This window comes from Devosia sp. CAU 1758, from assembly GCF_054482695.1.
In genome coordinates, this window is the sequence record NZ_JBTLRJ010000002.1 from 109,180 (window position 1) to 133,863 (window position 24,684).

Here is a 24,684-nt window from a genome sequence, read left to right on the forward strand (position 1 = left end):
TAGTCACGGGGCAAAGGAGTTCACCATGTATTCCAATATCGTCTGCGCCATCGACGGGTCGGAGCTCAGTTCCAAGGCGCTGCGCCATGCGTTAGGCCTGGCGGCCAAGACTGGCGGCAAGGTGACAGCCGTCACCGTCACCGAACCATCCATCATCGTGGCGCCCGGCGCCGAAATCATGATGGTCGACACCAGTACGATTATCGACGATCTCGAAAAGGCGAAGGCAGAGACCGCAAAGGGCATTCTTGATGACGCGGAGGGCGTCGCAAAAACCGCTGGGGTCACGATGGCGGGCATGCATGTGGCCAACAGCACTGCCGCGGATGGCATCCTGCATGCCGGAAAGGAGATCAAGGCCGACCTTGTGGTGATGGGATCGCATGGCCGGCGCGGTCTCGGGCGCCTGCTGCTGGGCAGTCAGGCCGCCGAGGTACTGGCGCATGCCGAGATCCCGGTGCTGGTGATCAAATAGGGCTAACATGTCAGTGGTGGCGCGGTGGGACGAAATGGGCTAAGGCCGGACATCGATCCCACCGGGCCGGCCATGAGCAAGACCACACCCCGCCACGTCGCAGTCATCGATATCGGCAAGACCAATGCCAAGGTCGTGCTAATCGACAGCCAGACCCGCGCGCAACTGGCTGCGGAGGGCACGCCGAATAGCGTGCTGCGTGACGGCCTCTATCCGCATGCCGATGTAGAGCGGCTATGGGCCTTCATAGCGGGGCGTTTGCGGGCTTTTCATGCCGCGCATCGGATCGACGGCATTTCCATCACCACGCATGGGGCTACCGGAACTCTGCTGGCGGGGAGCGAACTGGCGCTGCCGGTGCTCGATTATGAATTCGACGGACCTGAAGAGACCGCCGGGGACTATGCGGCTGTCAGACCGGGCTTTGCCGAAACGCTCTCGCCCCGCCTGCCCAATGGTCTCAATTGGGCTGCACAGCTCTACTGGCAGGCGCAGCGCTTTCCCGACGAATTCGCGCTAGTGACGGCCATCGTGCCCTATCCGCAATATTGGGCCTGGCGGCTGACCGGAGTGCTGGCAAGCGAGGTTACCTCGCTGGGGTGTCATACCGATCTCTGGGCACCGGACCGCAGCGATTTTTCCAGTCTGGTCGATGCCATGGGCTGGCGCACGCTATTCCCGGCGATACAACCGGCGGCGTCGGTCCTCGGCACGCTTTTGCCACAGATCGCTGCCGAGACGGGACTGCCCGCAGCAATTCCCGTGACCTGCGGCATTCACGATTCCAATGCCTCGCTGCTGCCGCATCTGGGCCGGGAGGAAGCGCCCTTCACCATTGTCTCGACGGGGACGTGGTCGATACTGATGACGGTGGGTGGCGATACCGGGGCGCTCGACCCGGCGCGGGATAGCCTCGCCAATGTGGACGCCCATGGCCGCCCCGTGCCGACGGCGCGATTCATGGGTGGGCGGGAATTCGATGCGTTAGTGCCGGAGATCGTGGAGCCGAGCGCCGAGGATATCGCGCATGTGATTGCCAATGGCGTGCAGGCACTGCCCAGCTTTGCGCCGGGGGTGGGACCATTTGGAGGCCGGCACGGGCGCTGGACTGTCGAGGCGGACAGTCTAACGCCCGGTCAGCGAACCGCAGCGGCCTCCCTCTACCTGGCACTGGTAGCGCGGGCCTGCCTCGATCTCTGTGGGTTGGGGCGCAGCATCACGCTCGAAGGGCCATTGGCGCGAAACCACCTGTTTGGCGCCACACTGGCGCGCCTGACCGGGATGCCTGTATTCGCCTCGGGCGATGCCACCGGAACCAGCCTGGGCGCCAGCCTGTTGTTCGAGGGCAGCGTGCCCGAAGCAGGCAGCAGCCATGCGATTGTTCCCCTGCAAGCCGACGGATTCGATGCCTATGTTTCCGCATGGCGTACAAGGGTAAGTGGCTGACCAACGTCAGGGCCAGACAGGCCTCGTGCCAGCAAGGAGACCGCCATGGCAAAAGGCAGACAAAGGGTCGTCATTGTGGGCGGCGGTTTTGGCGGGTTGGCGGCGGCAAAGGCCCTCAAGCGTGCTGATATCGATCTCACTCTGATCGACCGGCGCAATCATCATCTGTTCCAACCCCTGCTTTACCAAGTCGCGACGGCGGCACTGAGCCCCTCGGAAGTCGCCTGGCCCATCCGCCATCTACTGAGGCACCAGGATAATGCCAGGGTGCTGATGGCGACGGTCGTCGGCATCGATAAGGACAAGCGTGACGTGCTGCTCGAAGATGGCAGTCGCGAGCCCTATGACATGCTGGTGCTGGCGACAGGCGCACAGCACGCCTATTTCGGCCATGACGAATGGGAGAGATATGCCCCCGGCCTCAAGACCGTCGAGGATGCCACCGCCATTCGCCGTAAGCTGCTGCTGGCCTTGGAAGCGGCCGAGCGCGAGAAAGACCCCAAGCGGCGTCGGGCGCTGCTGACCTTTGCCATTATTGGTGCCGGCCCCACCGGGGTGGAAATGGCGGGGGCGATCATCGAACTGGGACGCGCGAGTCTCAAGGGTGAGTTTCACACACTTTCGCCGGGCGACCTGCGCGTGGTGCTCATCGAGGGCGCCGACAGGGTGCTGCTCAATTTCCGCGAGGAATTATCGACCTATACGCTCAAGGCCTTGCAGGACATGGGTGTCGAGGTGGAACTGGGACAGATGGTCAGCGGCATAGATGCCGAGGGCGTGAGCTTTGGCGACAAGCGGGTCGAGACGCGCACGGTGATCTGGGCGGCGGGGGTGGCGGCATCGCCAGTGGGAAAGTGGCTGGGAATTGACGGCGACAAGGCGGGGCGCATCGAGGTATCGCCGGACCTCTCCGTACCAGGGCACGCCGAAATCTTCGTCATTGGCGACGTGGCCAGTATTGCGCAGGAGAGCGGAAAGCCTGTGCCGGGCGTGGCGCCGGCGGCCAAACAGGCCGGGCAACACGTGGGCAAGGTCATTCGACGCCGGATGGCCGGCGACCACTCATCGCTGCCCTTTCGATACGAGCATGCCGGAGACCTCGCCACCATCGGCAAGAGCGCCGCGGTGATCGACTTCGGCGCGATAACGCTCAAGGGGTGGTTCGCCTGGTGGGTCTGGGGCGTAGCTCACATCTATTTCCTGGTGGAAACGCGCACCCGCATCATCATCACCATGAGCTGGCTTTGGATCTATCTCACCGGCCAGCGTAGCGCCCGGCTGATTACCCATGGAGAGGCCACCAAGGCCAAGCCGCTCGAGGAAGTGGACGAGGACTAGCGTTCCGTCGCCACCACCGTCTCAGGCTTGGAGAGCATGCGTTCGCGCATCCAGATGTAGAGGCCCGAGCCGATGACTATGGGTGCGCCGAAATAGAGCCACACATCAGGCGGCTGCCGAAAGATCAGCCAACTGGCGGCAGCGAGAAAGAAAATCTGGAAGTAGGAGAACGGCGCCAGAACTGTCGCCGGGGCAAGGCCGGAGGCGACGGTGATCAACTGGTGACCAAGAAAGCCGAAGACGCCCACGGAAAAAAAGACGAACCAACCATCGGGCGACGACGGCAGGCTCCAGGAAAACGGCACGACGGGCAGGAGGGCGAGGGTCGCGAAGATGCCTACATAGAACTGGCTGGTAGCGGCACTGTCATAGCCCGACACCTTGCGGGTCAGCAGCATGTAGAAGGCGGTGCTGAGCGCCGCCACGAGGCATAGCAGCGTCGCGGGGTGAAAGGCATCCGTACCGGGCCGCACGATGACCAGCACGCCCAGAAAGCCGACGGCGATGGCGCTCCAGCGGCGCCAGCCGACCTGTTCGCCCAAAAGCGGCACGGAGAGGGCGCAGATCATCAGGGGCACTGTGAAGGCAATCGAACCGGTGACCGTCAGCGGCAGATATTGCACGGCGAGGAAGTTGCAGCTCGTGGCGCCGAGCAGGGCCAGCGCACGATAGAATTGCAGCTTCAGGTTGGCTGAGCGCAGCATGGTGCGCCCGTGGCGCGGCAGATGGATAGTGGCGACCAGCACAAGATGGATCGCATAGCGCAGAAACACGATCTGCACGAAGGAAATCCCGATCAGTCCCAGCCATTTGGCGGATGAGTCGATGCCGGTGAACATGAGATAGGCCGCCAGCGCCAGGCCGATGCCCAGAAGGCGGTGCTCGGCAGGCCGAGCATAGGGTGCAGACATCAATCAGATCCAGCAGCCGCGAGGGATTTGCGACCGGGTGCAAAGCTGGACAAGAGGGACGGTCAAGTCAATGTCCGGGCGGGAAATTCTTGTATGGAAGTCTGCCAATTTTGGTAGGGAGCGGCATCCCCCTCACCCGTCTCGGCCTTTGGCCGATCCTCCCTCTCCCCATCGAGGAGAGGGAGGCGCGAAGCGCCGGAAGAGGGGGCGCCCGGACCTAGAAGGTTTCCGCCAGATGCCGGACCTTGAGCGATGCGGCCAGATCGGCGGACTCGACCGCCGCCCCATGGCGAGGATGGAATGTCAATTCCACCGGCCTGCCCGGCAGCAGGGTCAGCGCATTGTCGGAGAAATAACCCGGCACATCGACCGTTGCCGTGGCGAAGAAGGCCGGGTTGTCGGTTTCGAGCGTCAGCACGGCCTGGCCGTCGCGTTCGGACCAGCTTGTCGTGACGCTGGCAGGGACAAGGTCATAGGCCTTGTAGGGCTTGGGGAAATAGTCGTTTTCGCCCAATGCCTTCCCCTGCGAATCCTTCCAGCTGAAGAACAGGAATTCATCGGCGGCCAGATCGGCAATCGACAGGCTCGACACGGTAATGGCGGCGTCGGGGCCGACAGCGCTATTGCCGGAAAACACCACGCGGCTTTCGCCCGTAACCTTTACAGCGCGGGCCTCAAGGGCAATCGAAACTGGACGCCCGGTATCGTTGATGGCCCTGAGCGCGATCTCGGAATTGTCGGCATTGGGAACAGCCACGACATTGATAAGATTGTAGAAGCGGCGCGCCATGTAGTGCATCAGCTTCCACTGTCCGCCATAGTCCAGACTCGACCAGCTGGCCACCGGCCAGATGTCGTTGATCTGCCAGTAGAGCGTGCCCATGCAGCGCGGCTTGGTGGAGCGCCAGTATTCGATGGCGGTCTTGATGGCCAGGCCCTGCTGGATCTGGCTCAGGAACACCATCTGTTCGAAATCGCGCGGGAAGCGGAAATAGCGGTTCATCGTCTCGATGATGCGCGCATTGCCGCCATTGTTGCGCTGATGGTTTTCCATCACCGGCGAGGAGGGATTGCGGTCCTTGGGCTCGGCAAAAGTCTCGATGACATTCATCGAGGTGAAGGACTGGAAGCCGAATTCGGAAGCGAAGCGCGGATTGATGCCACGATAGGCGTCCAAGCTCTTGGCCGAATGCCAGACATCCCAGTAGTGGAGGTCGCCGCGCGTATCCGAATGCCAACCATCGGAGAAGTCGAGATAGCCCAGCGATGGCGACGATGGCCAGAAGCGGCGGATCGGGTCTTCGTCCTCGACAATGCGGTGCAGCAGCGAATTCAGCCGGTCGTAATTGGCGATATAGCGCCCCAGATCGTTCTTAGTCTCGGGGTACCAGCCAAGCGAGCCGATGACTTCGTTGTCCCCGCACCAGAGAGCAATGGAGGCGTGGTGGCTGAGGCGGCGCACCTGCTGGGTGATCTCGGTTTCTACCGAGGCGAGGAAGGTCCGGTCGGATGGGTAGCTCATGCAGGAGAACATGAAGTCGTGCCAGATGAGGATGCCCAGCTCGTCGCACAGGTCGTAGAACCAGTCCGGTTCATACTGTCCGCCGCCCCAGATGCGCAGCATGTTCATGTTGGCGGCCTTGGCGCTTTCGAGCAGGTCGCGGACGACCGCAGGATTGACGCGTGACGGGATGGCGTCGGCGGGGATCCAGTTGGCGCCCATCATGGTAATGTCGCGGCCATTGATGCGGCACTTGAACGAGTGATCGATCTCGTCCTTCTCGATCACCCAGGCGAGATCGCGCAGGCCGATCTGGCGGGTGGTGATTTCGCCTTCGAGATTGGTGGTGAGTTCGTAGAGCGGCTGGGCGCCCTGCCCGGCCGGCCACCAGATTTTCGGATTGTGGATGGTGACGTTGTGAGTGAAGACGTTCTCGCCTTTTTGCACCACGAGTTTGTCGGTGATGACCTGTCCATCGATGGTGTGTTCAAGTTCCACTTCACCATGAGCGAAGGCAAAAAGCCGAGTCCGCAGAGTCAGTTCGACCGAATTGCTGCCATGGGCCTGTTCGACCTGCACGCTCTCCTGGCGGGCCAGGCGCGACTTGCGCAGGCTCATCGTGCCATAGACGCCGATGGGCATGAGGCAGATGCCCCAGTCCCAGCCGGCGTGGCAGGCCGCCTTGCGGATGAAGTTCATGTGGATGCCCTTCAACCCATTGGTCTGGTAATTGTAGGTGAAGGGGATCGGGAAAGGATGGGCCTCGGCGCGGGCCTTGGCGACGTTCGGAGCAATGCCAAAATCGATGCGCAGGCTATTTTCGCCTGCATGCACCTTGCCCGTGACGTCGATATCGTTGCGCACAAAGCTGTTGTCGGTGCGGGCCACTTCTTCGCCATTGAGGACAATCGTGGCAATGCAGTCGACCTCGGAGAGGGTCAGGGTCAGGTAACCATCTATGTCGGCGGCAGACGCATCGAACCGCCGCTCGACCGACCAAGCGGTCTCGTTGACCCACATCACCACCTTCTCGTTTTCGCCGAAATAGGGGTCTGGGATCAGGTTTGCGGCCAGAAGGGCGTGATGGACATCGCCCGGCAGGGCCATGGTCGTAGCGATGTCGCGCGCTGGCGCGGACAGACTGAATTTGCCGCCCAGATCGAGAGCAGAATTATGGGTGACGATGGCCATGAACATATCTCCGGGAACGGCATCGGCCGATGCAGGCAGGCCAATATCAGCACCTGCAATCGATTTCAATGCAACGTTACAACGCCGGTGCGGCGAGTGCAGCCGAGGCAGAACCCACTTTTGCACCAAAATGGGCGCCGTCAGGTGTTTTGCAATGAACACAAGGTGTTTGCGAGGACCTCTTTTCCAATAAATTAGTATTTGCGCGGATAGGTTTACTGGACGAGGGGCCGGTACCATGTCCGTTCTGCGGCGCATCGCTGAAAACTTTTCGGAGCCGCCCGACGCACCTGAACTTGCGCTTGCGCAATGGCGTGCACTTAGCCGCCAGGTTCCACTCCTATATGCGATGCTGGTGGCCAACTCGATCATCGTGGCATGGACCCACTATGACGTCGCACCGGTCGAGTTGACCGTCTATATACCAGCCGTTTTGACCCTGATCTGCCTTATCCGAACCACGATGTGGTGGCGCTCTCGCCACCGGATGGTGACAGTCGACAGGGCCAGGACCAGTCTGCGGGCTATCATATGGATGGGAGCTGCACTCGCCCTCGGATTCACGGCCTGGAGCTTTGCGCTCTTTCCCTATGGGGACCCCTTTCTGCAATCGCAGATCGCGTTCTACATGGGCATCACCACCATTGGCTGCATGTTCTGTCTCATGCATGTTCGGGCGGCGGCTCTGGCGGTCGGCATCTGCGTATTGGGCCCGTTCACCGCATTCTTTGCCGCGTCCGGCCAGGAAACACTGATCGCAATTGCCATCAACATGGTGCTTGCCGTTGCCGTGCTGCTGATTATCCTTTTGGGCAACAACCGGTCCTTTGCGGACCTGGTGGCATCGCGCAATGCGATGGCGCAGAGGCAGGCCGAGACCCAGCGACTGTTCGACGAAAACCATCGCCTCGCCAATATGGACAGCATGACCGGCCTGCCGAACCGGCGCAGCTTCGATCGGCGCCTGAACCAGGCCCTGCAGGAGGCGGAAGAAGCAGGCCGAACCATCGCTGTGGCACGGCTGGACCTGGACCGCTTCAAGTCGATCAATGAAATCTTCGGCCAACTGGCGGGGGATCGGGTACTGATCGAGGCGGCCCGCCGCATCGACGCCTTACGCCGGCCGGACACGTTCGTTGCGCGGCTGGAAAGCAATACATTCGGCTTGATCCTGCAAGGGCCGGTGGACGAGCAGACCATGGCTCATGCCGGCGACGTGCTGTGCGGCGCGATGCGCCTGTCATTCGACCAGCCCGAGGGGGTCATCCGCCTGTCCGCCTCGGCGGGCTTTGCCGCCTCCCGGTCCAACGACACGGCCGACAGCCTGTTCGACCGGGCAGACTATGCGACATCGGGCGCCAAGCGCGACGCACGTGGCAAGGCCGTGGTGTTTTCCGAGCAGCATGCGAGCGAAATCAGCCAGGTCCGCCGCATGGAACACTTGCTGCATACGGCCGATCTCGACAGTGAAGTCTACGTGCTGCTACAGCCCCAGTTCGATGTATCGATGGGCGAAACCACCGGTTTCGAAGTGCTGGCGCGCTGGTGCAGCCCGGTTCTGGGCGAAGTGTCGCCTGCCGATTTCATCCCGATGGCAGAGCGCACTGGGCAGATCAACAAGATCACCCAGATCGTGCTGCGCAAGGCTCTCGCGGCAAGCATCGAACTCCCTCGCGCCATTCGTCTGTCGGTCAATCTGTCGGCCAATGATATCGGCTCGACCACCGCCATCGAGCAGATCGTGGCCATCTTCGGGCACTGCCGGGGGCCCAGCCGGATCGATTTCGAGATCACCGAGACCGCAGTGATGCGCGATCTCAAGCAAGCCAACCAATCGCTGCTGATGCTGCTGGGGCTAGGCGCGCGCATCGCGCTGGATGACTTCGGGACGGGGCATTCGAGCCTTACCCATGTGCAGAAGCTGCCCCTGCACCGGATCAAGATCGATCGCAGCTTCGTGGCGGAAGTAACCAATGACCCGGCTAGCCGCGCCATCGTCAAGACGATGATCGACCTGTGCCGGAACCTGGGCATTTCCTGCGTGTTCGAGGGTATCGAGACTGAAGAGCAGCTCCAGGCGCTGGTGGCGCTGGGTGGCACGGTGATGCAGGGCTATCTTTTCGGCCGGCCCATGGCCCTCGACCAATTGCCCGATTATTTCAAGCGCGAACGTTCCTTGCGCCATATTGAGGGACGTGCCGCAGGCTAGGGGCGGAACCGCGGTCCCGCCCCTGCTCCAGCGTCAACTCGTCACGGCCCCATCGAGATCGAGGAACCCACCCGATTGCCGCCCCCAGAGCATGGCGTAGTGCCCGCCCGAGGCCAGAAGCTGGGCATGGGTGCCTTCCTCGACGATACGCCCCTGCTCCAGCACCACCAGCCGGTCCATGGCCGCGATGGTGGAGAGGCGATGGGCAATGGCGATCACCGTCTTGCCCGCCATCAGATGCGTCAGCTGCTCCTGGATGGCCGCCTCGACTTCGGAGTCCAGCGCCGAAGTGGCCTCGTCCAGCACCAGGATCGGCGCGTTCTTGAGCAGCACCCGGGCAATGGCGACGCGCTGGCGCTGCCCGCCCGAGAGCTTGACGCCGCGCTCGCCCACGTGAGCGTCATAGCCGGTACGTCCCTGCGGATCGGCCAGGCCCATGATGACATCATGGACATTGGCCTGTTCGGCGGCCCGGATCATGGCCTCGTCGGTCGCATCGTGGCGACCATATTTGAGGTTCTCGCGCACCGAGCGATGCAGCAGGGACGTGTCCTGGCTGACAAGGCCAATGGCGCCCCTGAGGCTTTCCTGAGTGACCGAGCGCACATCCTGCCCGTCGATGCGGATGGTCCCTTCCTGCACGTCGAACATGCGCAGGGCCAGGTTTACCAATGTCGACTTGCCGGACCCCGAGCGCCCGACCAAGCCGATCTTTTCGCCCGGCGCGACCTTGAGGCTGAACCCGTCGATCACCGAGCCCTGCTTGCCGCGCCAGTAGTTGAAGCTGACCTGATCATAGACCAGTTCCCCGGCCTTGACCTCGAGCGGCCTGGCCCCCGGGGCGTCAAGCATGGTCAGTGGCTGGGCGATTGTGTCCATCGAATCCCGCGTGGTGCCAACCTGTCGGAAGATGGTGGAGCCGATCTCGAGGATCCAGCCGCTCATGTTCATGATCTGAAGGGCAAAGGGGATCGCCGTCGCAACCGCGGCGGCGGTCAGCGTGCCATTGTTCCAGCCGGTCAGTGCCAGCCAGGTCACCGAAACTACGAGCCCTGCATTCAGCAAGAACAACACTGACCACATATAGGTGAAGACACGCATCAGTTTGCGGAACTCCACGGCATGATCCATCACGCTGTCGGAGACATAACGGTCCTCATAGTCGCCGGTGGCGAAGGTCTTGAGCGTCTGGATATTAGTGTAGCTGTCGACAATCCGACCAGTCATCACCGACTTGGCTTCCGAAAGCGTTTCGGAATAGCGGGCGATGAGCGGCATGGCGATGGTGAAGAGCACGGCGTATAGCAGCAGCCACACACCGATAGGCACCAGCAGCAACGGGTCGAGCTGGGCCAGAACGATAATAGCCACCACGACAAAGACCAGGGCATACCAGGCAGCATCGATGGTCAGGTTCACCCCAATTTCGATGGCCTCGCCGGCCTGAATGATCTTGTTGGCGATGCGCCCGGCAAAGTCGTTCTGGAAGAAGGTCCAGCTCTGCCGGATGACGTGCCAGTGGCTTTGCCAGCGAATGAGGTCGACCAGGTTCGGGACAATGCCGTGATTGCGGATCAGAGTGTCCAGAAGGAAGGTCAGGGGCCGCACCAGCACCACGACGAACACCATCCAGAGCAGGGTCTGACTGTGCAGGTCGAAGATTTCACCAGGATTGGTGGTGGCCAGCATGCCCACGACCAGCCCGACAAAGACCGGCATCAGCGCATCGGCCACCGAGCCGATGGAGACGAGGATGATGCGCAGGATGAAGGCCGTGCGGAACTGGGCGATGAAATAGCCAACGAAGGCATTGAAACCCATGGGCGGCTGGCGGTTCTCGGCCAGGGCTACGGGGGAATAGAGATTGTCGAAATAGGCGACGACGCGGTTGAACATTTGTTCTGCTCTTTATTGAGCCGCGCCTGACGGGGAGATTGGCTCGCGGTCAGGTTCGGTATCGGTCCGATTGCTTGGGTTTGCTGGTGCCAATGGCAGTGGGATTGGCGGTATTTCGGATCGTGATGATGTCACCCATCTTGGGTCTCCTTTGGTTTTGGTTCTGTCTTCACCGCTCCCTTGGGGGGGAGCGGTCGGTTCGCTCTTGCGAGCCGGTAAGGGCCTTCCAGAAGGCTAGGCCCCTTCACCCGACGCTTCGCGTCGAGCGCCTCGAAAGAGGAAGAGGTACGCAAGACTACTGCGCAGCGTCCTCGATGGCATCCACATCGATGAAACCACCGGACTGGCGCTGCCAGAGCTGGCTGTAGATGCCGCCGCTGTCGAGGAGTTGGGCGTGAGTGCCCTGCTCCACGATGCGCCCCTTGTCGAGCACCACCAGCCTGTCCATCATGGCAATGGTGGAGAGCCGGTGGGCAATGGCGATCACCGTCTTGCCTTGCATGAGCATCTGCAACTGGCTCTGGATGGCGGCTTCAACTTCCGAGTCCAGCGCCGAGGTGGCTTCGTCGAGCACCAGGATCGGCGCGTTCTTGAGCAGAACGCGCGCGATGGCGATGCGCTGGCGCTGGCCACCGGAGAGCTTGACGCCGCGCTCGCCCACATGGGCGTCGTAGCCCTTGCGGTTCTTGGGGTCGGTCAGACCTGGAATGAAGTCGGCGGCCTCGGCCTGCTCGGCGGCGGCGATCATCATCTCCTCGGTCGCGTCGGGGCGGCCGTAGAGAATGTTCTCGCGCACCGATCGGTGCAGGAGCGAAGTGTCCTGGGTGACGACACCGATATTGGCGCGCAGGCTATCCTGGGTCACCAGCGCAATGTCCTGCCCGTCGATGAGGATGCGGCCCTCCTGGCGGTCATAGAAGCGCAGCAGCAGGTTGACGATGGTCGACTTGCCCGCGCCGGAGCGTCCGACCAAGCCGATCTTCTCGCCAGGCTGGATATGGAGATTCAGGCCCCCGATGACGCCCTCGGACTTGCCATAGTGGAACGAGATGTTCTCGAACCTGATGTCGCCCTTGACCGGGCCGATCGGCTTTGCTCCCGGCTCATCGGCGACGACGCGCGGCAGCGAGATGGACGAGATGCCATCGCGCACGACACCGATATTCTCGAACAGCGCCGACATCTCCCACATGACCCATTGGCTCATGCCTTGGAAGCGCAGCACCAGGGCCGCGGCCACGGCAATAGCGCCGGGCGTCATATTGCCGTCCAGCCATTGCCAGATGCCGACGCCGAACACGGCGAACAGCAAGGTGCAGTTCATCACCGTGATCGAGACCTGCAGGAGCGTGACCAGGCGCATCTGCTTATAGACAGTGCCCAGGAACCCATCCATGGCCTCGCGGGCATAGCTCTCCTCACGTTTGGAATGGGAGAAGAGCTTGACCGTGGCTATGTTGGTGTAGCTATCGACAATGCGGCCGGTCATCAGCGAGCGGGCATCAGCCTGCGCCTCGGAAATCTTGCCCAGGCGCGGGATGAAATAGCGTAGCAGCCCGAGATAGAGCGCCAGCCAGACGATGAAGGGCAGTGCCAGCCAGGGGTCGCTCATGAAGGCGAGGACCACTGCGCCGGTGAAATAGACGATCACATAGACGGTGACATCGAGCACCTTCATGACCACTTCTCGGACGGCGAGCGCGGTCTGCATCAACTTGGCGCCGATGCGGCCGGCGAACTCGTCCTGGAAGTAGCTCATGGACTGGCGAATAAGGTAACGATGCGCCATCCAGCGGATGCGCTGGGGGAAATTGCCCAGAAGTCCTTGGTGGATGATCAGGGAGTCGGTCACCTGCAAGAGCGGAATGACCACCAGCAGCAAGAACCCCATGCCAGCGAGCTTCCAGCCCTCTTCGGCGAGGAACGTATCGGGATTGGCCGAACCCAGCCAGTCGACAATGGACCCCATGAACCCGAACAGCATGATTTCGAGCGCAGCGATGGCCGCGCCCAGAATGGTCATGGCGGCGAGCCAGCGCTTTGCGCCGTCGCTATAGTGCAGGCAAAAGGCCAGCAGGCCCTTGGGGGGCTCGACCGGTTCGGCCTGGGGATAGGGGTCGACGCGCTTCTCAAACCAACGCAACATTGTTCTGGACCATCTCGTTATCATTCACGGCATCAAGGCGATGGCCCACACCTTTGCGACCTCAAGCATAGTTGAGGTCAAGGCATATCTGGCCGACGGCAAGAATCCGTGCGGAAATTTCGGAACCGGCGCTCGTGGGACCAAGAGGCGCAGAGGAGCGACGTGCAGGCGGCTGCAGAGCGCCTCCTCCCCAATGCCGTCTCAATTGACGCCATAAGAGACATGCTATGCAGCCGAGAGCCGCATAGGATACACGAGAACGCAGAGTCGGCTGTCACCGGACGGCCACACCCATAGCCAGAACACCAAGACAATTGGACCGCTTCATGCGCACCGAAAGCGAACAGACCATCTACCTCAAGGACTATGCCCCGACCCCCTACCGGATCGTGTCAGTAGAGCTCGACTTCAAGATTGGCGAGGACAGCACAAGGGTGCGGGCGCAACTGACCATCGAGCCGCGCGAGCAGACCGCGCCGGGCACGCCACTGGTGCTGGATGGCGATGAACTCAAGCTCGACTCCATTGCCGTGGATGGTGCGCCGCTGGTACTGTCGGCCTATGCGAGCGACGCCAACAGCCTGACGCTGGTGGAGCCGCCGCATCGCCGCTTCGTGCTCGAAACCGAAGTCACGCTGAACCCGGCTTCCAATACCAAGCTGATGGGCCTCTACCGCTCCAGCGGCACTTGGTGCACCCAGTGTGAGCCGGAGGGCTTCCGTCGTATCACCTATTATCTCGACCGCCCCGATGTGCTGGCGCCGTTCAAGGTGCGCATGAGCGCGCCGCGCGCTGTGGCGCCGGTGCTGCTGGCCAATGGCAATCTCGTCGACCAGGGTGATGCAGGCGAGGGCATACACTACGCCGTATGGGAAGACCCGTTTCTCAAGCCCGCCTATCTCTTCGCGCTTGTGGCCGGCGACCTGGGCTCGATCACCGACAGCTTCACCACCATGAGCGGCCGCAAAGTGGACCTCGGCATCTATTGCACCCACGGCAAGGAGAGCGAATGCCTCTATGCCATGGACAGCCTCAAGCGCTCCATGGCCTGGGACGAGCGCCGCTTCGGCCGCGAATATGACCTGGACGTTTTCAATATCGTCGCCGTCTCCGATTTCAATTTCGGAGCGATGGAGAACAAGGGGCTCAACATCTTCAATGACCGACTGGTCTTCGCCAAGCCAGAGGCCGCGACCGATGCTAATTACCACGGCATCGAGCGGGTCATTGCCCACGAATATTTCCACAACTGGAGCGGCAATCGCGTCACCTGCCGCGACTGGTTCCAGCTCTGCCTCAAGGAAGGCCTGACCGTCTTCCGCGACCAGGAATTCACCTCGGACGAGCGCAGCCGCCCGGTGCAGCGTATCCATGACGTGCAGAATCTGAGGACCAGCCAGTTCCCCGAGGATGGCGGCCCGCTGGCTCATCCGCCCCGCCCGGACAGCTTCCGCGAGATCAACAATTTCTATACGACAACGGTCTATGAGAAGGGCGCCGAAATCGTGCGCATGCTGGCAACGCTTCTCGGCGAAGACGGATTCCGCAAGGCCATGGACCTCTATTTCGAGCGCCATGACGGTGACGCAACGACCATCGAGGCCTTCATCAAGGTGTTCGAGGATGCCAGCGGCCGCGACCTCAGCCAGTTCGCCACCTGGTATCTGCAGGCCGGCACGCCGCAGGTCAGCGTTTCCGATAGCTACGACGCCAAGAACCAGACCTATACGCTGACCTTGAGCCAGAAGGTCGACCCGACCCCGGGCGAAGCGACCAAGAAGCCGCTGCTGATCCCCGTCCGCTTCGGGCTGATTGGCCCCAATGGCAGCCCAATGGGCTGGAGCGGTGTTTCCGGTGGTACGATCAACGATGACCTGATCGTGCTCGACAGCGATAGCGTCACCCTGACCTTTACGGGTGTTGCCAACAAGCCGGTCCCGTCGCTATTCCGCGGTTTCTCGGCGCCGGTCAAGGTTTCGTCTGGCCTCGGGCAGGAGGACCTGCTGTTCCTCGCCCGCCATGACAGCGATCCGTTCAATCGCTGGGACGCCTTGCAGACGGCATCGACAACGCTGATCGCCAATGCGGCGCTAGGCACCAAATGGTCGGGCGACGAAGTCGACGCGCTGCGGCAGGCCCTGCTGGACGCGCTCGAAAATCCCGATCTCGACGATGCCTTCAAGGCCCAGGTCATCGATATTCCCGCCGACACGGTCGTTGGTCGCCATATCGGCCGGGATGTGAACCCCGATGCGGTCGCTGCCGCCCGCAAGGAATTGCTGACGGCGCTGGTGGCACCGGTGGCCGAAAAGCTGGCGGCCATCTACCAGTCCCTGGCGGTTTCCGAGCCTTATAGCCCCGACGCCGCCCAGTCCGGTAGCCGCTCGCTGCGGAATGGATTGCTGGGACTGCTCACGGCCGGCTCGGATCGCGGTGCGGCCCTCGCCGCCAGCCAATATAACAGCGCCACCAACATGACCGACCGCTATGCGGCCATGGCCATTTCGGCGCGCAACTGGACCGACGAGGCCCCTGCTCTGCTGGGTGACTTCCGCACCCGCTTTGCCGGCGATCCATTGGTGTTCGACAAGTGGCTCACCGCCTCGGCCCAGGCCAGTGACGAGGGCGTCATCGAGCGGATGCGCGCGACGCTAGCGGCGCCGGACTTCCCCAAGACCAACCCCAATCGTCTGCGCTCGCTATTGGGCAGCTTCGTCATGACCAACCCGGTGCAGTTCACCCGCACCGACGGGCTGGGCTTCCGCTTCATCACCGAGGCGGTGGCGGAAATCGATAAGGTGAACCCACAGGTGGCCTCGCGCATCCTGACCGGCTTCCGCATCCTGCCGACCTTGGAGGCCAGCCGCCGGGAGGTGGGCGTCAATGCGCTCCGGGCGCTCAAGGACCAGCACCGACTCAGCCGCAATGTCGGGGAAATCCTCGACCGGATCCTGGCCGGCTAAGGGTCTCAGGCTACGGGGTTCCGGGGGTGGCGACGGCCATTCCCGGGCCCTGTCCATAACGGACGCCGGGCTGCCAATTTTTGGAAGTTTTTTTCTTCACCGCTAAGTGATTCAGCCGACTCTGCTTTTTCCATTTCACCCGATTTTGCCCCTCAAGGCGCTCTGGACAAGGCGAGGCGACCTGATTCATACCTAGTTAAGGGCAAGTTCGGTCTGGGGCTAAACCCCTTCAATGGATGGAGAAATTCATGCGGTCGTCGGGGGCATCCGGCGCCGGCGCACTTGGATTCCGCGTCGGCACAGGAAAATCACAATCTCGCCTGAAGCCGCATAAATCCATCGCATCCTTCTGGTGCTTTTCGCGCACCAGTGCCGCCGTCGCAGCCACCGCTTTTCTCGCCGCCAGCCTCTTCGTGGCCTATGACGCCACCCACACCTTTACCGGGGTGCGCCGCGACCTCGCCGTAATTGGCGACATGCTGGCCGCCGACATCGCCACGCGCTCACCACTGGACGCGCAGGCCACAATCGAGCACTCCGAACACCTGTTTGACGGCGTCGCCCAGGCCAGCCTCACGGGCGCCAATGAGAGCCCTGACACACTGTTGTCGACGGTAGTCGCAGCGGGCCCGCACGGAGCGGTCACGGTGAGTGCAGGCCCGACCGGCACCCTGGCGGGCGTAGCCGGTCGCGGCGCGACAGCCTTCGCACTGGCAGCGCTGCTGACACTGGCATCGACACGCCGCCGCCGCCCGGGCATGCCGGACCGGTCGCAACGGGACAATTACAGCCAACTGGCCGCCGCGATCCCGATGGGCGTAGCCTGCTGGACCGACAAGGGCCAGTTGATCGTCTGCAATGACCAGTATCGCCGCCGCCTCGATCTCGACGACACCAAGCTCACCTATCACCAGGCCGTCAGCCGACTGATTTCAGGGGGCTATATGAAGCTGGTGCGGGACGACAGCAGCCACCGCCTGCTGGAATTGCACTGCGAAGACGGCACCTGCCTCCAGATCGACGAGCGACCCCTGGGTGACGGCGCCTTCATGACACTGGTGTCCGACATTACCGAAACCAAGCGCACCGATGCGCTGCTGCATGCCATCCGCGATGATCAGCGCCTCCTGGCGCGGCGCTATCATGAGGAAAAGCTCAAGGCTGAAGCCGCCAGCCGCGCCAAGACCAATTTTCTCGCCCATCTCAGCCACGATATCCGCACCCCGCTCAACCACATCATCGGCTTTGCCGACCTGATGCAGCACCAGACCTATGGCCCCCTGGGCGACCAGCGCTATTCGGAATATGTCGAGACCATCAAGTCCTCCGGGGAACAATTGCTGGCTTCCTTCGCCGCCATTCTCGATCTGGCAGAGCTGGAGAACGGCAGCAAGGCGCTTCGGCGGGACCCGGTCCTGCTCGACGAGGTTCTGGCGGCCGTGGCCCAGCGCTTCCGCGGCCAGGCACAGCGTGCCGGTATCACCCTCGACATCGGGGCCGGCACCGGTGCGGTGTTGCGCGGCGACCGGCTGGGACTGATCCGCATGGTGGGCAATATCATGGACAATGCCATGCGGTTCACCAGCGAGGGCGGACAGGTGACGCTGGCAAGCTTTGCCGCCGATGACGGCGTGGTCATCGAGGTCAGCGACACCGGAGTGGGCATGAATGAAGAGCGCCTCGCCAGCCTCAGCCAGCCGTTCGCTCTTGGCGATGCCAGCTTTGCCCGCAATGGGGTCGGCCCGGGCCTCGGCATCTCAATTGCGCGAGCGATAGCCGAGTTGAGCGGCGGGCACATGGCCATCGACTCCAGTCCATCATTGGGCACCACCGTCGCCATATCGCTGCCCATCGATCCGGCCGCAGCGGGCCTGATCGCGGCCTAAAGCGCTACAATCCCGCCGCCCGCGCGTACCAGTCGGCGACTGCGGCCTGTACCTCCACCTGCATCTGCGCGACATCCAGTTCCAACCGGCCGATATCCGGGTAATTAGACAGATGCGCCAGGAGGTCCTTGAATGCGGGCGTCCACGCCTCTTCCTTGAACGGGCTGACCAGCGCAGAACTCATCACCTGCAATACCGTCGAATAGACGGAATGGATTTCCGCCAGGCGCTGACCGGATGGTACCAGACCGATTTCACCAATTCGCGCCAGAACCCGTGCAGTCGGGGCCTGGGGCAAGGCAATGTGCGCCCCCGCTACCAATTGCGCCGACTGGGCAATGAATTCGAGATCGACCAGGCCACCATTGGCGAGCTTGAGGTCGAAGGCATGGCGGGGCTTGCGCTCCCTGGCCATTAACGCCCGCATGGAGACCACATCCTCGATGGTCTTGGCGACATCGCGGGGGCGGGACATGACCTCGGCGATTTCACCATCCACCTTGGCGCCGAGATTGCCGGTGGCGGCGATGACGCGGGCCCGGCTCAGCGCAAGGTGCTCCCAGGTCCAGGCATTGTCCTTGTGATAAGCGCGGAAACCGCCAAGGCTGGTAGCCAGCGGCCCGGAATTGCCGGAGGGGCGCAGTCGCATATCGGCCTCATAGAGCACACCCTCCGCGGTTGGCGCAGACACTGCGGCGACCAGGCGCTGGGTCAGGCGGGCGAAATAATGCGGCGTCGAGAGCTGGCGTTCGCCATCGGATTCGGTATCGGGCGCGTCATAGAGCAGGATGAAATCGAGATCGGATGTGAACGTCATTTCGCCGCTGGCCATCTTGCCGAAAGCGAGCAGCGCCACTTCTGCATCTCCGATGCGTCCGTGGCGGATGGCGAATTCTTCCTGCACCTGATCGAAGAGCCGATGCAGCAGGGTCTCGGCCAAGGCGGTAAACTGCTCCCCTGCCCCTTGCGCTGTCACCGTACCCGAGAGGAGACCGGCCGCGACGAGGAATTTCTGCTCCTGCCCGATGATGCGGGCGCGGTCGATCAGGTCTTCATAAGAGCGCGCATCAGCAAGGAAGGCGTCGACTTTGGCCACCAGCACATCGCGATGGGTAACATCATTGGCAAAGGCCGGATCGATGAGTCCGTCCATGACATGGGCACGGTGTATGACCGCCTCGGCCATGCGCGGTGCCGAGGCCATGAACTGAACGAGAAGCGTGCGCAACTGTTCGTGGTTGCGCAGCAATGCAAACAGCTGGACCCCTCCCGGGAGGCGCGAGAGGAAATCGTCGAAATGAGCCAGGGCCGCGTCGGCATTGCCGGCGCGCCCGAGGGTCAACAGCAAGGCCGGCAGCAATTCGGTCAGGTGGGCGCGAGCTGCCGAAGTGCGGGTAGCGGCATAGCTGCCATAGTGCCATTTGCGCACCGTCCCGATGGCCTTGTGCGCATCGGCAAAGCCCATCACCGTCAGGGTTTCCAGCGTCTCCGGATCGTCGTCGCTACCGGTAAAGACCAGGTTGCCCTCGCCCGAACCAAGGGTCTCGCCCTGGGTGAAGAGCTCGGCATAGTAGCGTGCCACCCGTTCCAGCGCGTCACGATATCTGCGCTCGAAGACGGCGCGATCCGGTTCTCCCATGAGCCTGCCGATTATGGCCACCTCCTCGGCGGTGTCGGGCATGATGTGGGTCTGCTCGTCACGCAGCATTTGCAATCGGTTCTCGACGGCGCGCAAAAACCAATAAGTTTCCGTCATCTCCTCGGCCGTTCGGGGGGCGATCCAGTCTGCCTGCGCCAGGGCTGCCAGCGCCTGCGCGGTGGGCCGGACGCGAAGGGTCTTGTCGCGCCCGCCTGCGATCAATTGCTGGGTCTGGGCAAAGAACTCGATCTCGCGGATGCCGCCGCGCCCCAGTTTGACGTTATGACCCTCGACCCGGATATCGCCGACTTTCTTGGAAACATTGATCTGGCGCTTCATCGCCTGGATATCGGCAATGGTGGCGAAATCGAGATGCTTGCGCCAGACATAGGGCGCCAGTTCGCGGATAAAGGCTTCGCCCACTGTCATGTCGCCGGCGCAGGGTCGCGCCTTGATCCAGGCGGCACGTTCCCAGTTCTGGCCGCGCACTTCGTAATAGGCCAGTGCCGCGTCAAAGGAGATGGCTACCGGGGTCGAGCCGGGGTCCGGCCGCAGGCGCAGATCGGTTCGAAAGACATAGCCGCCGACCTGCCGGTCCTCCATCAGGCCGACCAGTTTTTGTACCATGCGCGAGTAGATTTTCGTCGCCTCGGACGGATCGGCCAGAACCGGCTTTTGCGGATCGAAAAAGGCGACGATGTCGATATCGGAGGAATAGTTGAGTTCGCGCCCGCCATGCTTGCCGAGGGCGAAGATGGCGAGGCCCGAATTGGCGGCCGTGGCGCTCTCGGCGGACATGGCCAGTTGCCCCTTCTCAAAGGCCTGCCGCATCAGGAGGTCGAGCGCCGCTTCCAGCGCCGCATCGGCCAGGTCCGACAGGGCCTCGGTCGCCCGCGCGGTGCTCCAGGCGCCGCCGGTTTCAGCCACTGCCGCCAGCAGCGCGGTGCGTCCCTTGGCGGCACGCAACATGGTGGCGACGCTGACCTCGTCTTCCTGGCGCCCTGCATGGGCTACGGCTCCGAGCAGGGCCGCAAAGGCGGTGTCAGGACCAGTTTCGAGCGCCTCGACCAGCCAGTCGGCATGTTGCCGTGTCAGGTCGCGCAGATAGGGCGCCGCTTCCAGGAGGGGACCGAGGACCGGCGCTGCCGCTCGCAGGCCTGCGGCGCTGCTGTCCGGCAAGTCTGCCAGTGCTGTGTCGAATTGCGGGTGATCAATGGGTGGCAGGGGCGACAGGATGGTGCTCATTTTTGAGGCATACCCCGGCCCCACCGCCCTCGCAAGGCGTGGCGTCAGCTGTCCGGCAGCTCGATCACCGCCCGCACGCCGGGTCGATTGTCCTCGATGCGGAAATCGCCGCCATGCAGGCGTGCCACGGCATTGACCAGCGAAAGGCCGAGGCCGGAACCCGGCTCGGAACGGCTCTTTTCAAGGCGAGCGAAACGCTCCAGCACCCGCTTACGGTCTGTTTCGGGGATGCCGGGACCATTATCGGCGACCGCGATCCGCACCTGTCCGTCCTGGCGGCGCAGTTCGACGGCAATCCGCCCAGGGCTGCCGTCATCGGACCGGGCATATTTCACGGCGTTTTCGAGCAGGTTCACCATGGCCTGACCGACGAGTTCGCGATTGGCATTGAGGGTCACGCCCGGCTCGACGCTGGTTTCGACGGTGATGCCGGCATCTTCGGCCACCGGGCCATAGAGCTCGGCAACATCGGCGACGATTTCGCTGACATCGATCTCCGACAGGGCGCCAGACGGGGCGCCTGCTTCGGCGCGGGCGATCATCAGCAAGGCATTGAAGGTCTGGATCAGGCGGTCGCTCTCGGCAATGACCGTTTCCAGCGCCTTTTCCCGTGTCTCCTCGCTGGCCGTATCGCGCAGGGCGGCCTCTGCCTGGTTGCGCAGCCGGGTCAGCGGGGTCTTGAGATCGTGGGCGACATTGTCGGTGACTTCCTTGAGGCCCTGCAGCAATTGCTCGATGCGGTCAAGCATGGCGTTGAGATTGGTGGCCAGGGCATCGAATTCGTCATTGCGGCTGGTCACCGGCACGCGCTCGGACAAGTTGCCTGACATGATCTTGGTGGAGGTGTGCTGGATGGTATCGATGCGTCGCAGCACGCGCCGCGCGGTGATGCCGCCGGCAATTACCGAGAACAGGATGATCCCCAGCACGCCAAAGAGGAAGCTCTGGAGGATGATGGCGGAGTAGCCGCGGCGCTCGACCACGTCGCGGCCGACAACCAGCCGCATGCCGTTGCCCAGCTCGATAGAGCGGACAACCGCCACGCCCTGGCGCTGGCGGCCGGGCCTGTCCTCGAGGGTTTCCTCGCCCGACGCGTCCTCTCCCAGCGGATTGGGTCGTTCATAGTCAAAGCTGTAGACTCCGGGGGAGATGACCACCTCGGGCGGGACATCGGTGACATTGCCAAGTAGGTAGAGGCCGGAGGCGTCGCCCAGGAAATAGATGCCGGGGCCGGGCTGGGTGGAGAGGCGATTGACAGCAAAGGCCAGAGCGCGAATGCCCTGATTGGCCTCGATGCGCTGGAACAGGCGGATTTCGCGGTCGATATCGTCGGTCTGCTGGCGCTGGATCTGCACGCTGGACTGCCAACCGATAAAGGCCATGAGCAGGATCGCGAAGACCACGAATATGGCGATGAAGGTGGCGGTGAGGCGAACAGTGGAGGTACGCCAGACCTGGGCAAAGCGGCTCACGGCCTACTCCCGGATCATGTAGCCGGCGCCGCGCACCGTGTGCAGCAGCGGATTGGCGTGGCCCTTGTCGATCTTGGACCGGAGGCGCGACATGTGCACATCGATGACATTGGTTTGAGGATCGAAGTGGTAGTCCCAGACATTTTCGAGCAGCATGGTACGCGTCACCACCTTGCCGGCATTCTTCATCAGATATTCGAGCAGCCGGAACTCTCGCGGCTGCAGCAGGATGTTCTCGCCATCGCGCTCGACCTTGCGGCTAAGGCGATCGAGCGACAGCCCGCCGACCGAATAGCTGGTTGCGGCCTCGGCGGGGCTTGAGCGGCGGGCCAGTACTTCGACCCGCGCCAGCAGCTCGGTGAAGGCGTAGGGCTTGGTGAGATAATCATCGCCACCTGCGCGCAGGCCTGTCACGCGGTCATCGACCTCGCCCAGGGCAGAGAGAATGAGCACGGGAGTTTTGTCGTCTTCGGCGCGCAGGCTTTCGACGATGGAAAGGCCATCGCGGCGCGGCAGCATGCGGTCAACGATCAGTACATCATAGTCCATGCCCGAGGCCATGGCGTAGCCGGTTTCGCCATCCGCCGCATGGTGGGTCACATGGCCGGCCTCGTCGAGGGCCTGGATGAGGTAGCTCGCCGCCTCACGATCGTCTTCGATGAGCAAAATTTTCACGGCTGACGCTCCGCAGGATTGAAATGGCCCCGGAGCAATGCCCCGGGGCCGATACGCACTACTCGCTGATCGGCAAGCCGATGAAGCGGGACTCGCCGTCGCGGGCGACCTTGATGAGAACAGTGTTCAGCCCACGGTCGCGCACAGCCTCGAGAGCCGCATCGAAGTCAGCCGGTGCCGAAACCGGCTTGTTGTCGACCTCGAGAATGACGTCGCCGGTCGCCAGGCCGCGCGTGGCAGCCTCGCTATCGCCATCGACATTCTGGATCAGCAGGCCAGCCGAACCATCACCATTGGGCACCAGGGTCATGCCCAGGCTGGTGGCGGCTTCCGGCAGGGCTTCGGGCGGAGCCGGCTGTTCGGGCGTCTCGGCAACAGCGGTCTCATCAAGCTGCTGAAGCTGGACCGAAACCGAAGTCTCGGCGCCGTCCCGCCAGATGGTCAGCTCGACCGTGGAGTCGGGCGACTTGCTGGCAATGGTGCGGCTGAGATCAAGGGCGTCGTCGATCTGCTCGCCATCGACCTCTAGGATGATGTCACCGGACTGGACGCCGGCAGCACCGGCCGGACCGTCTTCGGTCGGCTCGCGCACGATGGCGCCGCGGGCATTGGACAGGCCGACGCTGTCGGCGATGTCCTTGGAGACATCCTGGATGGAAACGCCGAGATAGCCGCGGGTGACCGTGCCGTCATCGATCAACTGGTCGACGATCTGCTTGACCGTGCGGGCCGGAATGGCAAAGGCGATGCCGACATTGCCGCCATTGGGCGAATAGATGGCGGTATTGACGCCGACCACTTCACCCTCGGTATTGAAGGCCGGGCCACCGGAATTGCCGGTGTTCACCGCCGCGTCGATCTGCAGGAAGTCACCATAGTTCGAGCCGCCAATGTCGCGGCCGGCGCCGGAGATGACACCGACGGTCACAGTGCCGCCTAGACCGAAGGGATTGCCAACGGCAACCACCCAGTCGCCGACGCGGCTTGGCTCTTCGTCACTCTCGAAGGTAACGAAGGGCAGGTCCTCGCCCTCAATCTTAAGAACGGCCAGGTCGGTGCGTTCATCCGTGCCGACAATCTCGGCCACCTGTTCGGAGCCGTCCTCGAAGACGACGGTCACCTTGGTGGCATCGGAGACGACGTGGTTATTGGTGACCACATAACCGTCCTGGGAGATGATGAAGCCGGAGCCGGCAGCCATGAACTGGCGCGGACGGGCATCATCGCCCGGAACACGCGGGCCGGGAGCGCCGCCGAACTGGTCGAAAAAGTCACGGAAGGGGTGATCTTCGGGCAGGTCGGGGAAGTTGAACTCGAAATCGAAATCGCGGCCGCCGCGCTGGACGGTGCGGCCGGGCGCTTCGGCTTCGACAAGAATGGACACAACGGCGGGCTTCACCGCCTCGACCAGGTCGGCGAAGCCCTGCTGTACCGAGGTTTGCGGCACCACGATCTGCGCGGCATTCTGGAGCTGGGCATTTGCAGCCTGGCCGGTGAATACAAAGGCGGTGGACACACCGCCGGCACCAACCAGAAGGGCCAGGGCAGAGGCGCCTAGCCAACGACGGGTGCGCGAAAGAACAGTCGAACGCATGGGAACGTATCTCCTTCGTTAAGCTCTCAACAGCTTGTGGCGATACATATGGAACGGCGCGCCTTTCTATGAAGTTGCGCGAAGATTAAGCTTTGGC

General features: G+C 62.7%; 14 protein-coding genes. 6 read left to right on the top strand and 8 right to left on the bottom strand.

Annotated features, from left to right (window positions below):
* Nucleotides 1-25 precede the first annotated feature (25 nt).
* From ACXYMS_RS06610 to ACXYMS_RS06620, 3 genes are all read left to right on the top strand, one after another.
* Nucleotides 26-475 carry a universal stress protein gene (locus ACXYMS_RS06610; RefSeq protein WP_458904786.1) on the top strand — a complete coding sequence of 150 codons (450 nt, stop codon included), beginning with the start codon at nucleotides 26-28 and terminating at the stop codon, nucleotides 473-475.
* 72 nt (nucleotides 476-547) lie between these two features.
* A complete protein-coding gene (locus ACXYMS_RS06615) occupies nucleotides 548-1,921 on the top strand; it encodes an FGGY-family carbohydrate kinase (protein WP_458904788.1) in 1,374 nt (457 codons plus the stop codon).
* 45 nt (nucleotides 1,922-1,966) lie between these two features.
* A complete protein-coding gene (locus ACXYMS_RS06620) occupies nucleotides 1,967-3,259 on the top strand; it encodes an NAD(P)/FAD-dependent oxidoreductase (protein WP_458904789.1) in 1,293 nt (430 codons plus the stop codon).
* Here the strand turns inward: ACXYMS_RS06620 and ACXYMS_RS06625 are convergent.
* Nucleotides 3,256-4,170: a DMT family transporter gene (locus tag ACXYMS_RS06625; RefSeq protein ID WP_458904791.1), complete on the bottom strand. Its 915-nt coding sequence runs from the start codon at nucleotides 4,168-4,170 to the stop codon at nucleotides 3,256-3,258. The two genes, ACXYMS_RS06620 and ACXYMS_RS06625, sit on opposite strands and share 4 nt — an antisense overlap.
* 217 nt (nucleotides 4,171-4,387) lie before the next feature.
* Entirely contained in the window at nucleotides 4,388-6,862 is a 2,475-nt protein-coding gene (locus tag ACXYMS_RS06630) for a beta-mannosidase (protein WP_458904793.1), read from the bottom strand.
* A gap of 238 nt (nucleotides 6,863-7,100) precedes the next feature.
* Between ACXYMS_RS06630 and ACXYMS_RS06635 the strand changes: the two genes are divergently transcribed.
* On the top strand, nucleotides 7,101-9,071 hold the full coding sequence (locus ACXYMS_RS06635; RefSeq protein WP_458904795.1) for a putative bifunctional diguanylate cyclase/phosphodiesterase: 1,971 nt from the start codon (nucleotides 7,101-7,103) through the stop codon (nucleotides 9,069-9,071).
* Between the two features lie 33 nt (nucleotides 9,072-9,104).
* Here ACXYMS_RS06635 and ACXYMS_RS06640 read toward each other — a convergent pair whose 3' ends face one another.
* Both ACXYMS_RS06640 and ACXYMS_RS06645 read right to left on the bottom strand, forming a co-directional pair.
* Entirely contained in the window at nucleotides 9,105-10,967 is a 1,863-nt protein-coding gene (locus ACXYMS_RS06640; protein WP_458904797.1) for an ABC transporter ATP-binding protein, read from the bottom strand.
* Between the two features lie 295 nt (nucleotides 10,968-11,262).
* Nucleotides 11,263-13,113, bottom strand: coding sequence for an ABC transporter ATP-binding protein (locus ACXYMS_RS06645; protein WP_458904799.1), 1,851 nt, complete (start codon nucleotides 13,111-13,113; stop codon nucleotides 11,263-11,265).
* Between the two features lie 326 nt (nucleotides 13,114-13,439).
* Between ACXYMS_RS06645 and pepN the strand changes: the two genes are divergently transcribed.
* A complete protein-coding gene (gene pepN / locus ACXYMS_RS06650; protein WP_458904801.1) occupies nucleotides 13,440-16,076 on the top strand; it encodes an aminopeptidase N in 2,637 nt (878 codons plus the stop codon).
* A 248-nt stretch (nucleotides 16,077-16,324) separates the two neighbouring features.
* Nucleotides 16,325-17,962: a sensor histidine kinase gene (locus ACXYMS_RS06655; protein ID WP_458904802.1), complete on the top strand. Its 1,638-nt coding sequence runs from the start codon at nucleotides 16,325-16,327 to the stop codon at nucleotides 17,960-17,962.
* Between the two features lie 4 nt (nucleotides 17,963-17,966).
* Here the strand turns inward: ACXYMS_RS06655 and ACXYMS_RS06660 are convergent, their stop codons facing one another.
* From ACXYMS_RS06660 to ACXYMS_RS06675, 4 genes are read right to left on the bottom strand one after another with little or no spacing between them, the layout of a single operon-like run.
* On the bottom strand, nucleotides 17,967-20,846 hold the full coding sequence (locus ACXYMS_RS06660) for a bifunctional [glutamine synthetase] adenylyltransferase/[glutamine synthetase]-adenylyl-L-tyrosine phosphorylase (RefSeq protein ID WP_458904804.1): 2,880 nt from the start codon (nucleotides 20,844-20,846) through the stop codon (nucleotides 17,967-17,969).
* A 44-nt stretch (nucleotides 20,847-20,890) separates the two neighbouring features.
* Entirely contained in the window at nucleotides 20,891-22,318 is a 1,428-nt protein-coding gene (locus ACXYMS_RS06665) for a sensor histidine kinase (protein ID WP_458904806.1), read from the bottom strand.
* Between the two features lie 3 nt (nucleotides 22,319-22,321).
* Complete coding sequence (locus ACXYMS_RS06670; RefSeq protein ID WP_458904808.1) at nucleotides 22,322-22,993, bottom strand: response regulator transcription factor; 672 nt, start codon at nucleotides 22,991-22,993, stop codon at nucleotides 22,322-22,324.
* Between the two features lie 58 nt (nucleotides 22,994-23,051).
* On the bottom strand, nucleotides 23,052-24,587 hold the full coding sequence (locus ACXYMS_RS06675) for a Do family serine endopeptidase (RefSeq protein ID WP_458904809.1): 1,536 nt from the start codon (nucleotides 24,585-24,587) through the stop codon (nucleotides 23,052-23,054).
* Between the last annotated feature and the right edge of the window lie 97 nt (nucleotides 24,588-24,684).